At 65.5% G+C, this 20,603-nt stretch carries 15 protein-coding genes; 6 read left to right on the forward strand and 9 right to left on the reverse strand.

Annotated elements, in window-relative coordinates; translation table 11 throughout:
* Window positions 1–2: 2 nt before the first annotated feature.
* The 4 genes from ACG2LG_RS04830 to ACG2LG_RS04845 form a co-directional block, all read right to left on the reverse strand.
* Window positions 3–2,975, reverse strand: coding sequence for a hypothetical protein (locus ACG2LG_RS04830; RefSeq protein ID WP_396256831.1), 2,973 nt, complete (start codon window positions 2,973–2,975; stop codon window positions 3–5).
* A 226-nt stretch (window positions 2,976–3,201) separates the two neighbouring features.
* Window positions 3,202–4,176, reverse strand: coding sequence for a C-type lectin domain-containing protein (locus ACG2LG_RS04835; protein WP_396256833.1), 975 nt, complete (start codon window positions 4,174–4,176; stop codon window positions 3,202–3,204).
* Window positions 4,177–4,245: 69 nt separating this feature from the next.
* Entirely contained in the window at window positions 4,246–4,491 is a 246-nt protein-coding gene (locus ACG2LG_RS04840; RefSeq protein ID WP_396256835.1) for a hypothetical protein, read from the reverse strand.
* A gap of 286 nt (window positions 4,492–4,777) precedes the next feature.
* Window positions 4,778–5,821: a hypothetical protein gene (locus ACG2LG_RS04845; protein ID WP_396256837.1), complete on the reverse strand. Its 1,044-nt coding sequence runs from the start codon at window positions 5,819–5,821 to the stop codon at window positions 4,778–4,780.
* Window positions 5,822–5,988: 167 nt separating this feature from the next.
* Here ACG2LG_RS04845 and ACG2LG_RS04850 point away from each other — a divergent pair, with 167 nt between their 5' ends.
* The gene (locus ACG2LG_RS04850) at window positions 5,989–7,065 is read left to right on the forward strand and encodes a hypothetical protein (RefSeq protein WP_396256839.1); all 1,077 of its coding nucleotides are present in this window, start codon (window positions 5,989–5,991) and stop codon (window positions 7,063–7,065) included.
* 46 nt (window positions 7,066–7,111) lie between these two features.
* Here the strand turns inward: ACG2LG_RS04850 and ACG2LG_RS04855 are convergent, their stop codons facing one another.
* Window positions 7,112–8,572, reverse strand: a complete 1,461-nt coding sequence (locus ACG2LG_RS04855; RefSeq protein WP_396256840.1) for a sulfatase — start codon at window positions 8,570–8,572, stop codon at window positions 7,112–7,114.
* 741 nt (window positions 8,573–9,313) lie between these two features.
* On the opposite strand from ACG2LG_RS04855, the gene ACG2LG_RS04860 reads away from it, so the two are divergent.
* On the forward strand, window positions 9,314–10,513 hold the full coding sequence (locus tag ACG2LG_RS04860) for a uroporphyrinogen decarboxylase family protein (protein ID WP_396256842.1): 1,200 nt from the start codon (window positions 9,314–9,316) through the stop codon (window positions 10,511–10,513).
* 31 nt (window positions 10,514–10,544) lie between these two features.
* On the opposite strand, the gene ACG2LG_RS04865 is transcribed toward ACG2LG_RS04860, so the two are convergent.
* The gene (locus ACG2LG_RS04865; protein WP_396256844.1) at window positions 10,545–12,389 is read right to left on the reverse strand and encodes a glycerophosphodiester phosphodiesterase family protein; all 1,845 of its coding nucleotides are present in this window, start codon (window positions 12,387–12,389) and stop codon (window positions 10,545–10,547) included.
* Between the two features lie 211 nt (window positions 12,390–12,600).
* Here ACG2LG_RS04865 and ACG2LG_RS04870 point away from each other — a divergent pair, with 211 nt between their 5' ends.
* Window positions 12,601–15,135 carry a hypothetical protein gene (locus ACG2LG_RS04870; RefSeq protein WP_396256846.1) on the forward strand — a complete coding sequence of 845 codons (2,535 nt, stop codon included), beginning with the start codon at window positions 12,601–12,603 and terminating at the stop codon, window positions 15,133–15,135.
* 31 nt (window positions 15,136–15,166) lie between these two features.
* Complete coding sequence (locus ACG2LG_RS04875; RefSeq protein WP_396256848.1) at window positions 15,167–16,339, forward strand: sialate O-acetylesterase; 1,173 nt, start codon at window positions 15,167–15,169, stop codon at window positions 16,337–16,339.
* Window positions 16,340–16,681: 342 nt separating this feature from the next.
* On the opposite strand, the gene ACG2LG_RS04880 is transcribed toward ACG2LG_RS04875, so the two are convergent.
* Both ACG2LG_RS04880 and ACG2LG_RS04885 read right to left on the reverse strand, forming a co-directional pair.
* Window positions 16,682–17,332, reverse strand: coding sequence for an SDR family oxidoreductase (locus ACG2LG_RS04880; protein ID WP_396256850.1), 651 nt, complete (start codon window positions 17,330–17,332; stop codon window positions 16,682–16,684).
* 52 nt (window positions 17,333–17,384) lie between these two features.
* Entirely contained in the window at window positions 17,385–17,915 is a 531-nt protein-coding gene (locus ACG2LG_RS04885) for a tetratricopeptide repeat protein (RefSeq protein ID WP_396256852.1), read from the reverse strand.
* A 122-nt stretch (window positions 17,916–18,037) separates the two neighbouring features.
* Between ACG2LG_RS04885 and ribD the strand changes: the two genes are divergently transcribed.
* Both ribD and ACG2LG_RS04895 read left to right on the forward strand, forming a co-directional pair.
* Window positions 18,038–19,090 carry a bifunctional diaminohydroxyphosphoribosylaminopyrimidine deaminase/5-amino-6-(5-phosphoribosylamino)uracil reductase RibD gene (gene ribD, locus ACG2LG_RS04890; RefSeq protein ID WP_396256853.1) on the forward strand — a complete coding sequence of 351 codons (1,053 nt, stop codon included), beginning with the start codon at window positions 18,038–18,040 and terminating at the stop codon, window positions 19,088–19,090.
* Between the two features lie 70 nt (window positions 19,091–19,160).
* Window positions 19,161–19,427 carry a hypothetical protein gene (locus ACG2LG_RS04895; RefSeq protein ID WP_396256855.1) on the forward strand — a complete coding sequence of 89 codons (267 nt, stop codon included), beginning with the start codon at window positions 19,161–19,163 and terminating at the stop codon, window positions 19,425–19,427.
* 130 nt (window positions 19,428–19,557) lie between these two features.
* Here ACG2LG_RS04895 and ACG2LG_RS04900 read toward each other — a convergent pair whose 3' ends face one another.
* The gene (locus tag ACG2LG_RS04900; RefSeq protein ID WP_396256857.1) at window positions 19,558–20,562 is read right to left on the reverse strand and encodes a CAP domain-containing protein; all 1,005 of its coding nucleotides are present in this window, start codon (window positions 20,560–20,562) and stop codon (window positions 19,558–19,560) included.
* Window positions 20,563–20,603: the final 41 nt, after the last annotated feature.

The following is a 20,603-nucleotide window of genomic DNA, read 5'->3' on the forward strand; positions in this document are numbered from 1 at the left end:
TTCTACTTCACCACCGCCTCGAACACGCCGACTAGGTCAAGCCAGTCGCCGATCTCCACGGCCTTGCTCTCACCCGCGATGCCTTCCGGCTTGGTGATCTTCGGCGCGAGCGACTTGCCCGGCACGGTGTAGATCAGCGGGACGTCCGTGTCGTCCTGCCACAGGTTGAAGCGGGCCTTGAGGCTCTTCGCCAGCGCCGCCATCTCCGGGCCGAAGTTCGCCCCCTGGTCGGCGGCGACCGTCGCCTCACCGGCGAGGAACACGACACCGCTGAGTGCGGCCGGGGTGAAGCTGTGGACGTAGACGTTGTAGGCGGCCGTAGCCGTCGAGTCGCCGATCTCGGGCTTGGGCGACGGATAATGCCCCCAGCTCTCCCCCCACTCAGCGCCCTCGGGCACGGCCCGGGTCTTGATCATCGTCGGGATGTATTCGCCCCAGTAACCCTTCCAGTCGGCGATGTAGCGGCGCACGTTTTCGAGGTAGTAGGGGTTGTCGGGATACTTGCTGCCGACGGTCTTGTAGTCCTCCATCAGGCTCGGGGCATCCTTGAGGAAAGCGGGGGCGATCCAGTTCTTGAGCGGGACGTCCTCGGTCTTCTCCTGGAGAAAGATGATGCCGACCGGACGACCCGTCTTTTGCGCGATGGCATTGCCCAGGGCGGCCGCCATCCCCTCGGCCTCCTTCCAATACGAGGCGAAGCGGTTGCTGGCCTTGCCGTTCTCATCAAGCACCCGCGGAGTCCGCGACACGCAGATGCTGAAGCGACTGGGGTCCGGCCGGCCGCCGCGCTTCGACTCGTTCTCGATCATGCGCACGATCTGGCCGGACGGCTTGACCTCCGGCGTGGACCATTTCCCACCCTTGCCGAGTCCCGGAGCGATGACGCACCAGACGTCGCCGAACACGATGCCGGTCACGACCCGCTCGTGCACCAACTCGCCATCGATGGTGAACTGCACCTTGAGCGTGTGCTTCTCGGGGCCGGCCTTCATCGGCGGCAGGGTCACCTTCCACTCCACCATCTCCGGCGCGACGTCGATGACCTCCTTGATGTCGCCGAACTCGAAGTGGACCTTGCAGTCGCCTTCCTCCGGCTCGGCCTGCCACTCGCCGAAGTTCCGGGTCGAGCCCCAGATGGTGACCGGTTGATCGGCCTGGAACACCGCGTCGTCGCGGAACTGCGTGCTGAGCAGCGGCATCTTGCGGTACTCGTAGATCTTGCCGACGGTGCTCGGATCGATGGTCTCACCAGCCACCTTCAGTTTCTCATCCGGCCAGTCCTCGCTGGTGACCATCTTCTGGTCGAAGTAGATGAACGGCGTCATCGGCAGCATGGCCTTGTTGTAGAGGTTCGGCTGCCATCCGATCTCGCCGGTGCCGTAGGAAACGCCGAGCGGCTTCTTCACGCCGGGCGAGCTCACGATCACCTTCTCTCCGTCGATCTTCATGCTGGCCGGATGCCAGACGCGGTCCTCGCCGGCGACGTAGAAGAGCTTCACCTGGGCGTCGCCGTCCGGAATGATCTTCGGATCGGCGTAGCCGGTGGAGTCCTCGTGCTTCCCGATCACGTTGTAGGCAGTGCTTGCGACCACCAGGCCCCCGTCGGCGTGGTCGAACTCGATGATGATCTTGTCACCCTCGACCCTGTACGACTTGAACATCGGCCCATCGGCCACGAGGTCCTTCTGGCCATACTGGTTCTTGAGCGCGTGCAGGGCGAGGCGCTGCCCGGGCACCGCCTTGGCGGAGTAGTGGATGGCGCCGCTGATGTCGATCTGCGAGGCCATGCCGGTGTTCGGAATGTCGCGGGCCAGCCAGGTGCCGAGGCGCATCTCGGCGGACGAGCTGATGCTCGGCGAGTTGTCCTCCTGCCCGATCTTGTTCATCCCGGCGCTGTAGAACTGGTGGAAATAGACCGGCAGCTCCGGCTTGTCCCAGACCAGGCGCCAGCCGCGCACGAGGTTGTGCAGGTTGTTGTAGTAGGGCAGTCCCTCACCCATGTTGGCATAACCCTGGTTCCAGATCGCACCGCGGATGGCATACGGGACGACCGGGCTCAGCCGGCCGTTGAAGAGCCAGTTGGCATCGCGGTTTCCGGCCAGGTTCCCGGGCAGGGGTTCATCGATCTCCCTGGCTTCCTTTCCCGCCTTGATCGCCGCCTCGCTGGCCGCGATCTGGTCCTCGAGGGACTGGTAGAAGGCGGTCCACGCCTGCTTGTGCTCGGGCGTGGACGGATCGGTCTGCAGGCACTTGAGGTGGATCGCCTTGCTGTAGTCGTCCTCGGCGGCGGCCCATCCCTCACGCGGCACCCACGCCTGGATGGCGGTCTGGCTGAACGAGCAGTTGAGGATGCCGATCGGCACCTTCACCTCGCCGTAGATCTTGTGCGCGAAGGCGAAGGCGATCGCGCTGTAGTCGCCGTAATTGCCGTTCTTCCACGAGCCCGTCGCCTTCTTGATCGGGTGCAGCTGGGAGGTCACCGAGGAAACCTGAAATTCACGGATGGGAGCCACCTTGCCCTCGTTCTCGGCGGCGAATGCCTCCGCCAGGGACCTCACCGCGCTCTTCGCGGCCGTCCACTGCATGTTCGACTGGCCGGAAGCCATCCACACTTCGCCGACGAGGATGTCGGTGAGCGTTTCGGTCTTGCCGCCCTCCTCGCGAATGACGAGCTCGGCCGGCTCGAAGCTGGCCTTCAGGTCCTTCAGCTCGGCCACCCACTTGCCGTCATCGGCGGCCGTGGCGGACGCCTTCTGTCCGGCAAACTCCACCGTGACCCTGGTTCCCGGCTTGCTCCAGCCCCACACGGGGACGGTCATGCCGCGCTGGAGCACGGCGTGATCGTGAAACGGTGCGCCGAGTTGAACGGCGAGCGGGCGCGGGCCTTCCTTCTCCCCGGCCGGGGCGGCCGCGTGGGATGTCGGGCTTGAGAAGACGAGGGCCGCGGCGGCGAGGCAGAGGGTGATGAGTTTCATGATGAATGGAGTCGGGAGCGCACGAAGCGATGCTTTCCGGACGGTCGGAGAGCCTCGATCCTATCACCTAATTTCGGCTCCCGGCTGCGGATCAGAGGCCGGCCTTCTCGACGCTGGCCTTCATTTTCTCAGGACCGGCTCGTGCGAGCCGAAAAAGGACCAGCCGAAGCTGGGATCCGTCTGCAGGACCTGGCCTTCCACACCGTCGGGCAGTCCGGGAAGGGTTCTACCACTCGCAGATCACGTGGAACTTCTCGTCGGGATTCACGTCCCGCATGTCCCACGAACCCTGGTGGCCGATCATCACGTGTTTCTGCGCATCGCCACCATTCGGTTCGCCGGCCTGCCACTTGAGGAAGCGCGCCCTGGTCCCATCGGCGTGACGCCAGTCGCCGTCCTCCTCCTCGTCCTGCAGGTCGATCCAGAGCGCTTTGCGGTGCTCGACCGAGTAGCCGTGGAAATGATCATACTCCGCCTTGCCGCCGATGCTGAGGAGGCTCCCGCCGATCTTCCCGCAGGCGGCTGTCGCCTCGGCGTGGGTCATCGGATCGGGAAACAGGTAGTAGGTCGTTTTTCCCACGGTGAACACCTGCTTCTTGATCTCCGGGGGGATGCCATCCGCCACACCAGGTGCCCTGCCCTCGCCGAGTGATGCCATCCGTTCCCTCGCCCGTTCCAGGCCGGCGTCCTCGGCCAGCACCTCTCGCATGCGTTTCACGGCAACCGCCTGGTCGAGCTTCTTCGCCCGGGTCAGTTCAACCTCCTCCTGCTTGAGCAGCTTCTCCATGCGCCCTGCCAACTCGACCAGTTCCCGTGCGTGGTCGTCGTCGATTTTCTTCCGGGCGGCGACGTACTTTCCGCGGTTCTCCTTCAGCGAGTCCGGACTGGTGTCCGGCAGATCTTCCAATCGTCCGTTTCCCTCGCGGACCGTCTCGATCTCATCCCGGATCGGCAGGGCGGCCTCCAGCCTGCCGGCCGCGGCCGCCTGGTCCATGAGCCGCTCCAGCACCTGCAGGTATCCGCCCGAAAGCTTTTCCAATCGCTGGTCACGCTCCAGATTGAGCGCGTCATAGTTCTCCATGAAGGTCTTCTGGAGATCATCCAGCGAGCGGGCCCGCGCCGGAGCCAGAAGGAGAAGGAACAGCGCCCCCAGGCGCAGCAGGCGACTCACCGAGCGGGGGAAAGGTTCAGAGCGGGGCATGGCACCGATTCATCCTCGGTTGATTTCCTGCGGTGGCCCCTCGAAACCACGAGCCGCCGCCCCCGGCAATCACGCGCCACCTTCGGCTTTGCGCTTCGCCTCTTCCTCGGCCTTCAACTCGGCCTCGAACTCGGCTTCCTCCCTCGCCCGCTCCTGCTGTTCGGCTTTCTCGGCGGCCTCCTTCGCCGCGGCCTCCTCGGCAGCCTGCTGGGCGCGGAGCTTCTCCTCCCTCGCTTCCTCGCGGGCACGGCGCTTTTCGATCTTCTTCAGTTCACGCGCGTGGCGCTTGTGGTCCTTGCTGGGTGTGAATGCCATCGTTTGCCTTTCGGTTGGTTGCGGGCGACGCGACTGCTGTGCGGGGAGAAGGTCGCCGGGGGCGAGGTCCATACCCCGCCGCCACCCCTGGAAGCAACCCATAACCCGAATCCACCCGCCGGCAATTCGGAGGGCCGGCGACGACGGGCCTTGCGGATCGAAGCATGGCCCGAATCCTACCTCATGTCGGAGATCAAGAAGCACCGGGGCATCTGCGGTGACCCGGGAGCGGCCGACCGGTGTCTTCCGTGAGCTCGGTGGTTTTCCTCTTCTCGGACCAACACCCTCACCCGCCCTGTTCGAACCACTGCAGGGCGATATCGATCTCGTTCAGGTCGAGGTTGTGCTTCCCGTCGTGCATCGTCTTCTTGACGTTGCGCATTCCGTTGCGCCTGAGACTCTTCTCCATGTATTCCTGCTTCTCGACTTGAGCGACCTCGTCCCACTTGCCGTTGCTCAGGTGGACCTTGATATCCGAGTAACCTGCCTTGGGTGCCTTGTACCGACCCCGGTAGTGATCACTCAGGTCCTGATTGCAGCCGGAGAGCATGGCGCCGATCACCTTGTAGTCATTCTTGATGAGGTAGGCGGCAGGCTGCCAGCAGGCCTTCGCCCCTCCGGAGAATCCCCCGACGGCATATTCCCAGTTCCTGCTGTTCGGCCACACCTCGAGGAGCTTCTCAAAGGTGCAATACAGGTCCGCGTCATGGTTCTTGCGCCCGAGGTTGGTGTCATAGGCGAGGCAGACCCAGCCATTCTCGACACATTTCTTGGCGTAGAAACCCACCACTCCGAAGTTGCCGGAGAGCCCCTGCTTGGCGTTGTTGACCGCCGTGTTGGGGATGAACACCTTCTGGGGTTTTGAAGGATCGAAGCCGTGCGGCACGGCGATCGCGATCTTGAAGCCGGTGTCCTCCGACTTCCACTTCTTCATCATGGCCATGCGTCTTTCGTCGTAGGGGTAGTCATACTTGTTGACCTTGCCGCCGGTGATCAGCGGCTTGCCGTCGAAGCTCGCTTCGCCGGCGGCCACCTTGGGCCGGTCCGGAGCCGGCTTGTCCTCCGCCTCCTTCTCCTCCATGTCTTCCTCGACGGCCTCCCCCGTGCCGAGATTTTCCAGCCAGCGGTCGCAGTAGGCGTTGTCGGCCTCGCTCAACTTCGTCCGCGGGATTTTCACCTCCCGGCCGTTGAGCGAGACCGTCACCGAGTGCACGTCGGCGCGGACGATCTCGGCCTCCATGGTGCGACCCGTCGTATCGGTCCAAGTGCGGGCGGATGCGGCTGCCGATACCAGAAAAATGACGAAGGAAAGCGAGACGATCGATTTCATGGCGGGATGATGGGTGGGAGGGGGTGAACCTATTGGATACACTTGGTCCGCCCGGTCAACTCATTGTGCGGGATTGTCCAGCAAATCGCGGGCGGGGCGGACTGACAGGATCGATCGCCATCCAAGGCACGCTTGCGGCCCGCAACCGGGCCTGAGAACCTGCGCCCGTGAGACTCAAGGAGTTGTATTCGTCGTCATCTTTCGATTCGGCACAACGCCAGGCATTCGAGGATGCTTATGCCCCGCTCGGAGACTTCAGCGAGTGGTTCGCGTCGGGAGAATCCCGCGGCGAGGAATACGGCCTGGGTCCCGTCCTCATCGATCCCAATCCCGTGACCCTCGACGCCGACCGGGCGGTCTCCCGATACCGGGAGATCTGCGACGCCTGGCTGGAGTTTGGAATCATCCCCTCCGTCGGGGCGCAAGCCGGTCACGAGATGCTCCGGGGTGGAGACGATTTGGCATCCGACATGAAGGCGTTCCTCAAGGAGCAAGAGGGGTGCGAAAGCTACACTGCCGAGTATTACTTTCTGCCCGACTGCCTGGGCAAGCAGGCGCGATCGCAGCTCCTCAAACTGGATGATCTCAGAGAGATTCCCGGGATGCTCATTTCATACCGGCCGACGTACGGGAATACTCCTGCCAGATACGGTGCCAATGTCTTCGCAGGAAGGCTCAAAGGCAGGACTTTCTGGAAAGCCATCCGGGAAGCGGGAGAGCGGAAGTATCTGTCCGAGCTTTCCAAAAAGCTCGACGAAGAAGGTGAGAAACCGGAGTGGAACCTCTATCCATCCAAGTCTCCCGAGACGAAGCTCATCAGTGCAAGAATTCCACCCGATCGATTCGACACGGGCATGGTCGACACGCTTGCCGACGCGGCTCGGCGGTTGCTCGGAACCCAGGCGGACGTCTTCCGCTGCTACGGCAGTTCCGGACCGGAAGGGCTGCGGGCATTGGAACCGAGAGCGGCAACTTTCAGCGAAGTCCAGTTCAGCAGGCTGGTTCCGCAATATGAAACGCTCTTCGAACAACGTGCCCGGATCCCGGAGATGCCGGGCCTCGATTCGTTGGACATGGCCATCCCCATTGGCGCAGAGCGTATCGGGCGCACACGCTACCTGCACTTTTGGGACTTCAGAGGGGGAAGGTGCCGCCTCGGGGTGCGGGTTCTCGACAACAAGGTGTCGGAAGACGACGTGCCTACTCTTGAGAAGCATCTCGGGGTCGCCTTGAAGGGCGAGTAAGACGAAGCTTGCGGGAGCCGTGGCACCCGAAATTCTTGCCAGTCCGTCACGGCCGCAGCGGACCCGGGTGGTTGATGGTCGTCGCCTTGCGGGCCGCCCCGGGAAACTCCGCGTGGGGGTTGCCCCCCGGGCCTTTCTCCCAGCCCAGCACCTTGCCATCGACGATGCGCGGCGGTCCGTGGCGGCTGGGCGTCGGGTTCTCCGGCAGCGTGTCGCCGGTTTCCTCGGTCCACTCGGCCAGAAGTTTGCGCGCCTGCTGGAGCGCCTCGGCGGAGCTTGCCTCACCGGCGATGTTGGTGAGCTGCTCGGGATCCTTGCGCAGGTCGTAGAGTTCCTCCTCCGGATAGGGATTCGAAAAGGTCTGCCAGTGGTTGTCGTTGGTGCGCCCCTCCGCGTGCGCCTGCCACAGCTCCTTGCCCGCCGGGTAGGTGGTGTCCGACTCCGAGCACAGGTTCATCTGCTTGGGAAAATAGTTGCGGATGTAGGCGAAGTCGTCCCAGCGAACGAGTCGCGACTGGTTGCGGTAAACGTGCCAGTTCTGCTCGGCGAAGACGACCTCGCGCACCGTGGCCTGCGGGTCCTCGAGGATGGGCAGGAAGCTCTGCCCCTGAATGCTTTCGGGGATCCCGACGCCCGCGAGTTCGAGGCAGGTCGCGCTGAGGTCGATCACGCTGACGAAGCTCTGCGTGACGGCCCCTTCCTTGATGATCTTCGGGTAGTGCACGACCCAGGGGGTCTTGATGCCGCTGTCGTAGAGCCGGCTCTTGGCGCGGGGAAAGGGCCGGCCGTTGTCCGAGGCGACAACGAGGAAGGTGTTGTCGAGGATCCCCTGGCGTTCGAGTTCCGCCCGCACCCGGCCGACGAAGTGATCGAAGCGGCTGACCTCGTGGTAGTAGAGGGCGAGGTCCTTGCGGGTTTCCGGACCATCGAAGTTGTAGGGCGGCACCACCACTTCGGACCGATCGTATTCGGGGGCGTGGTCGCTCACTTTCCAGCCGCGATGTGCGTCGTAGGCGGCAAACCAGAAGAAGAACGGCTGGTCCTTGGGACGATCGCGGACGATCTGCACCCAGTCGGACGATCCGCCCGGCTCGCCGCCGCCGGTGATCTTGTCGAAGGCCCTGTCCTGCCTGCCGAACATGTGGTTCTTTCCCGAAAGGGCGGTGTAGTAGCCGGCCTCGCGCAGCAGCTCCGGGAAGCGCGTCTGGTCGTCGGGCAGCTTCGAATGCAGCTCGGGCGCACCGGTGTTGTGCGGGTAGCGGCCGGTGATGATGCTGCAGCGCGTCGGGCTGCAGCTGCTGATGGTCAGGTAGGCGCGATCGAAGCGCATGCCGGTGGTCGCCAGCCGGTCGATCTCCGGGGTCTTGATCACCGGGTGGCCGTAGCAGCCGTGGTCCTCCTGCGAGATGTCGTCGGAGATGAAGAAGATGAAGTTCGGGCGGCTTGATTCCGTTTCAGCGAACAGACTGCCTGACAGGCAGAAGGCGGCAAGGAGAAGGCGTTTCACGTCCGGACCATCCCAAGCCGGAGGCTGTCGGTCAAACCCTGCCCGCCGGCGGGGTGCAACTGAAAGTGGTGCCGGGGCGTCCGTCTGAAGACTCCGGAAGAGTCCCGGGAAACCTAGACTGCGGCGATTCATCGCCGCTTTGATGGAGGCGATTCATCGCCGATGGCCCGGCTCGCATTGAAATGCTTCGCCAAAGCGGCGATCAATCGCCGCAGTCTAGCCCGCATGTTTCACGTAGTGAAGCATGCGTTTTTCGCCGACGTGGGTCGGTCAATAGGCTGCGACGAGAAGCCGACTCGGCACGGTCGGCACGGAGTGTCGGCCGTGCGGCGTCGGGGCTAGCCCCGATAGCCCCGACTTGTCGGGGCGTATCGGCCCTCCGGGCGAACATTTCATGAAATGTTCAGGCTAGAGGGGGATGCCTGCCGGCCGAAGTCGGCCCGGGAGAAAACCACGCCGGAAGAGCGGACTGAGGTCCTCATATGGCCTCGCTGGCGAATCCGATATCCTGACGCCGGGAAGATTCTCCGGCCGGCAAGTCCCGGCCATGCCCACCACTTTCAGTGACACCCGGGGCGATGGACAGGCGCTCCGGGCCAGCCCCAGAGGGACATTCAGCGGGCTGTCCACTTTCCGCTACACCCCCGCCGATGTATTGCCCGGATGACGCGGATCCGCACATCCGGGCTGTCCCGGACCGGGCGTTTCGGCTATCGAGGAAAGGCATCCAACAACCTTCCGATGAACTCGCGCGAACGCATCCAGGCCGCCCTCTGCCACAAGCCCGTGGACCGGGTGCCGATCGATCTCGGGGGCACCCGCCAGAGCGGCATCGCGGCGCTCGCCTACCAGCCTTTGCGCGAGTCGCTCGGGCTCGACACCCGGGCCCCTTTCCGGGTCTTCGACCTCTATCAGCAGCTGGCCGAGATCGAGCAGGAGGTGCTCGACTGGAGCGGCTCGGACACGATCGGCCTCAACCGCCCCAAGGTCGCCTTCGGCATTGAAAACCGCGACTGGAAGCCGTGGCGGCTGTGGGACGGGACGGAAGTCGAGGTGCCGGGAGGCTTCAACCCGGAGACCGAGGAGGATGGCGCGCTCGTGCTGCGCCGCGGCGACGAGGTCATCGCCCGGATGCCCTACCAGGGCTACTACTTCGACCGCTACGAAAAGTATCCGGGGGCTTCGCATCCCGACCTCGCGACGTGGCGACCACCCGGCGTGTCCGACGCCGACCTCGAGCACTACCACTCGCTGTCGCAGGTGCTTCACGACCAGACCGACAAGGCGGTGATCGCCGCGATGGGGCCGCCCTACGAGTTGTTCAACGGCATCGGCCAGGGTAGCTTCGAGGACTGGATGATCACCTTCGCGAGCGAAGACGACTACGTGGAGGAACTCTACGGCCTGCTGGTCGAGACCTGGTTGACGAACCTCGAAAAATTCCACGAGGCGGTCGGCGACCGGGTGCAGGTCATCCAGATCGCCGACGACTTCGGCACCCAGAGCGCACCCTTCCTCGCGACCGGCATGTTCCGCGAGAAGCTGCTGCCCTTCTACCAGCGCGGCCTCGACTGGATCCATGAGCACACCGGTTGGAAGGTCCTGCTGCACAGCGACGGTGCGATCCGGCCGCTCATCCCCTCGATCATCGAGATGGGGGTCGATGCGCTCAACCCGGTCCAGCTTTCCTGCACCGGGATGGACCCGGAGGAGCTGCGCTCCGAATGCCGGGGCCGGCTGGCCTTCTGGGGCGGCTCGTGCGACAGCCAGGGGACGCTCGACAAGGGCGGCCCCGACGAGGTGGCGGCGGAGGTGCGGGCCAATCTCGACGCCTTCCGGCCGCGCGACGGCGGCTTCGTCTTCGCCAGCGTGCACAACATCCAGGCCAACGTGCCGGCCGCCAACATCCGGGCGCTGTTCGAAACCGCGCTGGGTTACTGAGAGCCGCAGGAGCTCCTGCCCGGCGAACTTCTCAAAGCCGGTTCTCGGCGATGTCCGCGAGCCGCAGAAGCGTGAGCTCGGCCGGAGAAAGCGAAGCGCGCTCCCGGATCAGTTCCGCGAGCAGCTTCGGATCGTCCGTGATGATCTGGTCGACCCCCATGCCGATCATCCGGTTCATCAGCGGCAGGTCGTTGACGGTCCAGACGTGCACTTCGAGTCCGGCGTGGTGGGCGCGGTCGATCAGGTCGCGCGTCACCGCCTTGGCGCTGACGCTGAGCAGCTCGCCCTCGAGGCGGGTCACATCGCCGATCGAGGAAGTCACGATCAGTCCGGTGCGGAACTCCGGGCCGGCGGCACGGGCGCGGAGAATGCCTTCGTAATCCAGCGAGGTCAGGATGCAGTCGTCGACAAAATCATTCTCGCGAACGATCCGCACCACCTCGCGGGCGAGCTTCTGCTGGTGACCGTTGAACTTGAGTTCGATGTTGAGCCGCGCCCGCCCCTTCACGGCCTTGATCACCTGGTCCAGCGTCGCCAGCCGCTGGTCGCTGAACTCGGGCGAAAACCACCCGCCGCTGTCGAGATCCTTGAGTTCGTCGTAGGTCACCTCCCAGATGCCCTTCCGGATGCCGAAGACCCGGAGCAGGTCCTTGTCGTGCACCAGGACGACGGTGCCGTCCTTGGTTTCCTGGACGTCGATTTCGACGTAGTCGGCACCCTCCTCCACGGCGAGCAGGATCGCCGCCATGGTGTTCTCCGGGGCCGTGATCGAACTCCCGCGGTGGGCGGTGATCCCCACCTCCTCGGCGATCGGGCTGCTGTCGGCGATGCGCTTCGCCGCCGCCAGCGAAAGCGCCGTGAAGCCCAGGACGACCACCCAGCCGATCCGCAGCAGCCGCCCAAGCCTGGCAAGAACCCCCGAATCCCGGGTCGTCAGGGGCTCCGGAAGCGCGACACCCGGCCTCGACCCGACAAAGCGCCGGGCAACCATGCAGGCGAGCACCGTGCTCATGACGAGGCTCACCAGTCCGGCGGCGAGGAACTGGAGCACGCTGAGCACCGCGGTCATCGAAAGCACCAGTCCGACATGGTCTCCCGCGAGCCCGAGCAGGACCCACTTGAGGGCCGCCATGACCAGCCACAGGCCGAGGAAAAGCACGACCCCGATGCCCGCCCAGCGCAGCAGCATGATCAGCAGTTCGCGGCGCTGCGGACGGGCGATCCGGGTGCTTTCACGCATCGCCTCGACGGGCGTGGCCCCATGGAAGAGCACGAGCGGGATGGAAAAGATCCAGTCGAGAAAACGGCGGCCGGCAAGGAACAGGAAGGCCAGCGCGCAAACCGCCGCCACCGCCACGGTGATCCAGAATGCCGGCGGCTTCGCGATGAGGTAATAGTTGATGTCGCTCTCGGTGAGCAGCGCGAGATAGGTCGCCCCGGTCACCGCGAGGCACGGCGCCGCGATCAGGAGATAGATGAGAAACTGGCGCACCGAGAGCTGCCACAGCCGCGGCAGCGCGGCGAACAGCAGGCGGAGCAGCCGCGGCAGATGAATGGACCCGACCTTGTGGACGGCCAGCGCAATGCCGAGCAGCCCGCCGAACTCGAAAAAGACCAGCGCGAAGGCGAGGCTGACCACGACGGCGAGGTAGAGCAGCCCGGTCGGTGACAGGAAGAAGCCCGCGAGGTCATAGTTGCTGACCGCACCGCTGCCGGAGAGGGCGATGAGGCGGGCGGAAAGCCAGGCCACGAGCGGCGCGAAGAGGACCGCGCCGAGCAGGCGGACCAGCAGTTCGTAACCGACGAAGGGCATCAGCCCGCTTCTCAGCGTCCCGGCCACGGAAAACTCGGACGGCGGGCGGGACTCAGACTCCATGGCGGGCGGAAATTCTTCGGGTCATGGGCAGGCGGATGGGCCCTACACTGGACCGATTCGGCGGGGAGTCCAGTACCGGCCGGGCCGCCAACCGCCCGCCGGGGCGTCGATCCCACGGCAACCGCCGCCGGTCCCGGCACCCCCGGTGATTTTCCGTGACACGAAAGGACTCCGCCCGACGTTATATTTCGGTCGAGGACCCACCATCTCCATGAAAGCTCACACCATCGCAAAAACCCTGCTGCTGGCCGTCACGACCGTCGCCATTTCCAACAGCTGGGCCATTTCCTCCGACAGCGAGCGGCGGCTCGGGACGCAGTACGAGAAGCAGTTCAAGGAACTCAAGGCCGACCTCGAAAAGGCGCTGGCACGGATCGATGCACGCGGCAAGGCGGACTACCTCGCCGCCCGCAAGGCCGAAACCGAGGCCGAGGTGAAGCTGAAGGAGGCCCGGGACCGCGTCGGCAAGGTCGGGGCGGCCCAGGGGCTGGTCGCTCACGCCAAGGGCAAGTGGATCGGCGGTGCCGAAAAGGGCATCGCCGCCACCAAGGCGAAACTCAAGGAGGCCAAGACTGCGGACGAACGCAAGGCGGCCGAGCAGGAACTCGCCAAGTGGGAAAAGAACAAGCAGGAAGGACTCGCGGCACTCGAGGAACGGCAGGCACAGCTCGACGAAGCCCTCAAGGACAAGCCGGCCGCCGAGAAGGCCCTCAAGCAGGCGCAGGAGACGCTCGCCGCCGCCAAGGCACGGACGATGCAGGCGCTCGAGGATCTCGGGCTGGAGAAGCTCCTGACGAGCAACACCTACGACGGACCGCTGGCGAAGTTCGTCGTGATGAACGAAGCCACGCCGGACAAGCTCGCGGCCTTTGCCGGACAAGGCCGGGAACAGGAGGCGATGATCGAGGCGATGCTCGCCGACGACGCCCTGCTGGTCCAGATGGCCGTGGCCGACGGTGCCCGCGGCGGCAACTACGGCCGGGCGATGGAGATCTACCACGGGATCCGCGAGGCCAGCGAGCAACCCATCGAGGGCACCTTGCAGCGCCTGGCGCTGGCGATCAGCCTCGAGCACGCCACCCCCCACCAGCAGCGCAATGCGGTCGCCGCCACCGACGCCCCTGCCGAGGTCGATCCGGTGGGTCGCTACCTGCAGTACGAGAAGGCCTTCCTCAACGGCCGCCTCGACCCGGCCTTCGCCAACCTCACCGTGTGGGACATGCGCTACGTGGTGGACGGCGAGGAGCCCGACGAGATCAGCGTGTGGGGCCGCGAAATGCTGCGCACCTACCGTCCGGACCACATCACGATGAACGACTACCGCTGGCGCTACGTCGCGCTGGTGCGCTCGGACATTCCCTACGGCTCGCAGAACGTGAAGGACGACAAGGACGAGCTGCAGTTCTTCCAGAACATCCTCATGAATGGCGGCGTGTGCGGGCGCCGCGCCTTCATCGGCCGCTTCATTCTGCGCGCCTTCGGCATTCCCACCACCGCCCGCCCGCAGAAAGGCCACGCCGCGCTGGCCCACTGGACCCCCGACGGCTGGGTCGTCTGCCTCGGTGGCGGCTGGGGCGCCGGCTGGACCAAGACGCCCTACGATCGCGACCGCGATTTCCTCGCCACCACCCAGGCACGGGCGACCGGCGCCCACTACCTGCGGGTCAAGCGTGCCCATTGGATTGCCGACCTGATGGGTGAGAAGCGCGTCTGGGGACTGGAGGGCAAGGCCGAGCCCGGATTCTGGAACGGCATCGCCCTCAACACCCAGCGCGCCCTGATCGAGGCCGCCGACGCCAAGACGCTCGAAGCCGTCGGCGAGGACATCGCCGAGGCCAGCGACACCAAGGAGAAGATCGAGATCGTCGAGGTCGAGATCACCGATGACGACCGCAAGATCCGCGAGGAGGACGGGGTGATCCGGATCCCCGCTGCCGCGACCGAAGGCAGCCGCGGCATCCAGTTCATGGACAGCAGCCTCGGCGGCAAGCAGCTCCACTACGGGAGAGGTAGTAATGCCGAGTTCGAGTATGCCTTCCAGACCAGGACCAAGGGCAAGCACGCGCTCGTCGCCCGGCTCGCCACGCCAAGCTGGAAGCAGTCTTTCGATGTCACGGTCAACGGCGACGAGGTCGTCCCGATGCCGCTGCCCCACACGGTCGGCCTGTGGGGCACGAGCGAGCCGATCGCGGTCGAGCTGAAGAACGGTCGCAACACGCTGCGCTTCAAGCGGACCGCCGACAGCAACTCGAAGGGGATCACCATCAAGGAATTCAAGCTGGTTCCCTGGGATCAGCGCGAGGAACTGCTCGTCGCGGAGGAGGCCGCTCCGGAGGAGGAGACCGGCGTGTCGTCATCCTACCAGAACCTGCTCGCCACCTCGCTGCTGCAGTCCCTCGCCGGCATCAGCAAGGACGGCCGGCTGGAGCCGCTGCCGATGGATCTCTCGATCACCGGATCCCGGGTCAAGCTGCTGGAGGCCAGCGGCAGCGGCATTCTCGCCTTCCAGGCCGAGGAGGGCGGCAAGGTCGTGCCGGTGGCGATGGAGGACCTCAAGCTCGAGGACCACGCCCTCCTCGCCCGGTTGGTCGCCCGGCTCTGCCCGGACGATCCGACCGCCCACGCCCTTGCCGGTGCCTACATGGAGGCCGTTGGCGATGCCGCGCTTGCCGCAGACTACCGCCGCAAGGCCGGTGCCGAGGTGGTCGAGCAATTCACCGCGATGCTCCAGCAGCAGGCGAAGTAGGCACGAGCGCCACCCCCCCAATTCCAACATCATGAACACCCGCCCCTATTCCTCCATGGCTCTGCTTGCCATGGCCGCCGCCGCCGTGACCGGCTCTCTCGCTGCCAAGCCGCTCAAGGTCTTCATCCTCACCGGCCAGTCCAACATGGAGGGCCATGCCCAGACCCGCACCTTCCCCGCGGTCGCCAAGGACCCGAAGACGGCCGACCTCTACAAGAAGATGGTCGATGCCGATGGTGAGCCGGCGACGATCGAGGACGTGTGGATCGCCTATTCCTACGGGGACTTCGGAGGAAATCCGGTGGGCAAGCGCTCGGGGCAGCTGACCTCGGGCTTCGGCAGCCAGCACCACGTGGGAACCGGCAAGATCGGCCCCGAGCTGACCTTCGGCATCACGATGCACGAGCACCTCGGCGAGCCCATCCTGCTGATCAAGAATGCTTGGGGCGGCAAGAGCCTGATGGTCGACTTCCGCCCGCCAAGCGGTGGTGAACTGGAGGATGAAAAGGCCAAGGAGCGGGCCGGAAAGTACTACGGTCACATGATGGACCACGTGAAGGAAGTGCTGGCCGATCCCAAGAAGGTCTATCCGGACTACGACGAGAAGGAGGGCTACGAGCTGGCCGGCTTCGTCTGGTTCCAGGGCTTCAACGACCTCGTGGGGAACTACCCGCGGGTCGATCCCGCCCAGGGCAAGAAAAGCGTCAAGGACTACTCCGAATACAGCCGGCTGCTGGCCTGCTTCATCCGCGACGTCCGCAAGGACCTCTCCGCTCCCGGGCTGCCCTTCGTGATCGGGGTGCTCGGCACCGGCGGCGAATCGGCCGGCGACAACACGGACGCCTTCCGCAAGGCGATGGCCGCACCCGGAGAGTCGGACGAGTTCAAGGGAACGGTCGCCAACGTCTTCACCCACGAATACTGGCCCGCTGAGATCGAGGCGGTCATGGAGAAGGTGAATGCCGTGAACAAGGAGTTCGCCGATCGGGATCGCGAGATCAAGCAGCGCCGGAAAGACGGCGGGGAGTGGAAGGAGGATGCCGCCAAGCTGGAGGCGGAAAAGAAGGCGAAGATCGAGGAGGCCCTGAGTGAGGAGGAGCTGTTCCAGTACGAGGTGGGGCGCTCCAACCAGGGTTTCCACTACCACGGCTCGGCCAAGTTCTTCGCCCGCATCGGCAAGGCCTTCGCGGAGGCGCTGGTGTGAATGGGGTCAGGTGCTGCATTTTAACATTTGGATACGGCATTCATGGTAGTTTTGGACGGAACGAGCCGTCTTGCTCCTTCGATTTCCTCAGTCCGTGTCTTTCCGCGCTCCATTTGGCGACGCGCAGAATGGCATCGGGCATGTGGTGTCCGATGAGGGTGATTTTCAGTTCGTCGGGATGGGGTCGGCCGGGCTTGGTCTTGATTGGGTATTTGCCGATTCGCACACCGCGAGAACTGATGATGAGTTGGATGCCATTGAGGAACTCCCCGGCGCTGTTCGTGCCCCCCGGTTGCAGTCGGCCTGTGGGGCGAATGAACCACGTCCCGTTGAGAATTCGGGCTACTCCGGCCGGCTGTCGAGCTGGAAGACCTGGCCGGAGGTGTGCGGGAGGTGGTGGTGGAGGTGGACGAGGAAATCGGCGGTGGCCTGCGGGGTGTTGAGTCGGCCGAGGCAATGGGAGGCGAGGACGGCGGTGCGGTGATCCTTGCCGACTCCGGCGGTCATCCGGGTTTCGAGAAATCCGGGGAGCAGGGTGTTGACGCGGATTCCGGCGGGGCCGAGCTCCCGGGCGAGTGAGCGGGCAAAGCCGAGGAGCCCGGCCTTGGCGGCGGCGTAGGTGGCCTGGCCGGGGGCCGGATGGCATGCCGCATGGCTGGCGACAAAGACCAGATGACCGCTCCGTCGCTTGATCATCCCCCAGGCCACGGCCTTGGCGCAGCGGTAGGCACCGTGGAGGTTGACCTCCAGCTGGCGATCCCACGAATCCTCAGCGGTGCGCGCGAGCAGCCGGTCTTCCGCCAGCCCGGCATTGGCGATCAGCAGGTCCGGCGTTTCCGCCGTCGCGAAATACCGCTCGACCGAAGTGGAATCGGCGACGTCGAGATCCCTGCGACCCGGCGCATCGACCCGGTCGCCCGCCCTCTCGAAGGCATGGCCGATGGCCCGGGCGAGGTCGCCCTCGCCGCCGGTGATCAGGATTCGCTGGCCCACGGGCCGATCATGGACAGGGGAAGCGGGCGGGGGAAGGCGGGAGGCGACGACCTCATTTGGCCGGCCGGATCACGGTCGCGTGCTCGTCGTAGCGGGCGGTGGCGCCGACCTGTTGGAGAAGGTAGTCGAGTGCCACCTTGGCGGGAACATTCTTGAGCCGGAGGTTCACTTCCTTGTCACCCAGTGACCCGCCCGGATCCTGCACCATGAAGTTGGGTGTCAGCGCCTTGTCTTCGCCGCGGCTCTTGGCCGATTCGGTCTCGATCATCTGTCCGAGCGCGGCGAGCGCCTCGTTGAGGGTCACGCCGGCAAAGTCGATGGCCGGCAACCGGATCTCGGCAAGTTCCGCGGCACGGCGCTGGGCCTTGAGCGCCTCGGCCCGGGCGGGAAGCTGGCCGAGCTGGTAGCGGGCCTGGGCGTGGTTGGGCTGAATTCTGAGCGCCTCCCGGAAGGCCTTCTCGGCGGCCTCGGGTTGACCCTGGTTCATGGCGGCGAGACCCATCTGGTAGAGCCGCTCGGCATCGTTGGAAAACGCGGGCAGCGAGGTGGCGATGAGGACGAGGAGAAGAACGATGGATTTCATGGGCTTGGGACGGGTCTGGTGACGAATTCTGACGGGCGATATGCAGCTACAAGCTTGCGCAGATTCGGCGATCCATCAATCCCGGAGTTGCGTGGAGCGCCGGGAGCGGGCATTTCGGTAGGGTGACCGATGACGAACGGTGGATGGCGAGGGCCATCGAGGAAGCGGAACGTGGCGTGGGGAAGACCGCGCCGAATCCGCCGGTGGGCTGCGTGATCGTTCGCGACGGGATGGAAATCGGCGCGGGATGGCATCGACGGGCGGGCCAACCCCACGCCGAGCGCGAGGCGATCGCCGCGGTCGCCGGGATCCACGGCCCCGAGGCGCTGCGCGGGGCGACGGCCTACGTGACGCTCGAGCCGTGTTCGACCCACGGGCGGACGCCGCCATGCACCGGTGCCCTGGTCGAAGCGGGCATCGGCCGGGTGGTTTTCGCCTGCACCGACCCGAACCCCGCCCACGCGGGGGCGGCGGTGGGCGTGCTTCATTCCGCGGGAATCGAAGTGACCCGGGGCGTGCTGGAGGACGAAGCCCGGCACCTGATCCGTCCCTTCTCGAAGGTGCAGGCCACGGGCCTGCCGTGGGTGCTGTGGAAGACGGCGATGAGCCTCGACGGGCGCCTGACCCGTCCGCCGGGCGAGGGGATGTGGCTGACGGGGCCGGCCTCGCGCGCCGAGGTCCAGCGCCTGCGATCCGGGGTGGATGCCATCGTGACTTCCGGGGAGACCGTGCGCCGCGACCGGCCCCGGCTCAATCTACGGGACTTGCAGTACTTGGATGGCCGGGATCAGCCGTGGCGGCTGGTCCTGACCGATCGGCCCGACTCGTTGCCGCAGGATGCGCCGCTGTTCGCGGACGGTCATCGCGAGCGCACCGTGGTGCGTCCGCGCGGCGACCTGGCGGCGGTCCTGCGCGAGATGGTGTCGGAGTTCGATGTCGCCACCGTGATGCTCGAATGCGGGGGGCGCCTGGCGGCGGACTTCGCCGAAGCGGGACTGATCGACGAGGTGGTGGCATTCATGGCGCCGGTGTTGTGCGGCGGGCCGGTTCCCGCGTTGGGGGGCGGGGGTCTCCCCGAAGGTTGCGGGCTCGACGGGGTGAGCTTCCGCCGCTTCGACGACGACGTGATGATGCGCGGCGTGCTCCGTCACGGGACTCTCACGCAAGACGCTTGAAGGTTTCACCCCGGGATCATTCGGCGTTCATCCGGTTGCGGATCATGGGAGCCGTCCTATGAGTAATACCATGAATGCTGAAGTTGAATCCGTGACCCGTCGCAACGGTTGGAAAGCCAGTGTGCGACCGGTCCTGAGTTATGGCATCGCCATCGGCCTGACGCTTGCCGGTCCGGCGCTGATGGCGTCCGCCTTGATCCTCGCCCTGCTGGCGGGTGATGCGTCCATCATCGGGCTGGGCCTGCTTGCCGGGGCGTTTCTCGGTGCCGCCGGTGCGGTCGCCCTGCTCTGGTGCTTGGCGGAATCGCGCGGCTCCCGGAGTGCCGACATGGCATGACGCCCGATTGGTCCGAGCATGCAAGGGTGGGCCGATGGCTCCTGCCGGCCGGGGCCATCGGCCGGGCCTGTGGGCGGGCCTGTGGCCGGGCCTGTGGGCGGGTGCATTCCCTGCGCACGGGGGACGCGCGCTACTTGCCGAAGAGTTGCGTCCAGTGACTGCCGTGCCGACCAAGACCGATCCGGGTGTGATTGGCGCCGAAGAGGTTCTTGTGGTGGCCGGGTGAGAAGAACCAGCCCTTGTTGGCGGACTCGGGCTGGGTCGAGCCCGCGTAGATGTTTTCACCCGAGGCCGTGGTGCCGAAATTCCTGGCCCGGTCCCAGGGTGTGGCCTTTCCCGGAACCGGCGACTCGTGGGCGAAGAACCCCTGCTCGGCCATGTCCTTCGAGTGGTCGCGTGCGGCCTCGCAGAGTTTTGGATCGATTTCGAGCGCGTTGAGGCCGACGAGCAGACGCCACAGGTTTGCCTCTTCGACTCCCCGCGCTTCGTCTTCGGGCACCCCCGTGTCCTCGGCCGTCCTGCGGTTCTTCTCGAGGATCCGCAGGCCATCGCGGGGCAAGTCACCGGTTTCAGCGGCAATGCGCGCCTCGGCAGCGGCGAGTTGTTCGACCGAGTCGCTCGGGGTGGCGGAATAGTCGGCATCGAGCGCGGCATCGCGGAATCGGGCGAGCTGGGTGGCGGCTTGCCGCAGCTTGGTGGTCGCCGGCGGGAGCTTGGCCACGATCTCACCCGCGCTGGGGGCCAGCATCTGGCGGAGTTCTTCCACCGCGGGCATGCTCTTGGATTTGAGCAGCGGCTTCATCGGGGCCTCGTCGAGGTTGCGGATCCGCAGAAACTCCTCGCGCAGGTCCCGGATGCGCTTCCGGGAATCATTCCCGCCGCCGACCACCGAAGCGGCTTCGTCCTCCAATGTCTTGAGGTAGCGGTCGCGCACCCCGGGCCACGCCTTGTTGAGGTCGGCCAGCAGCGCCTTGAGCGTGTCGCCGTCCTTGTCCTCGAGGGACTCGCAGATGGGGTCGATCGACTCGCCCCTTTCAAGCCGGGTCTGGAATGCCGCCAGCAACTCGTCGGAGGCGAGATTGGCGGCGGCCGGGACGGCGAGGCAGGCCAGCAGGATGACGAGTCGGGTGGTCACGAAATGAACGCGGGGCAAGGATGCTCGGCCCCTTGCCCCGC

The sequence above is a fragment of the Haloferula sp. A504 genome (assembly GCF_044385805.1).
Taxonomy (GTDB): Bacteria; Verrucomicrobiota; Verrucomicrobiia; order Verrucomicrobiales; family Akkermansiaceae; genus Haloferula.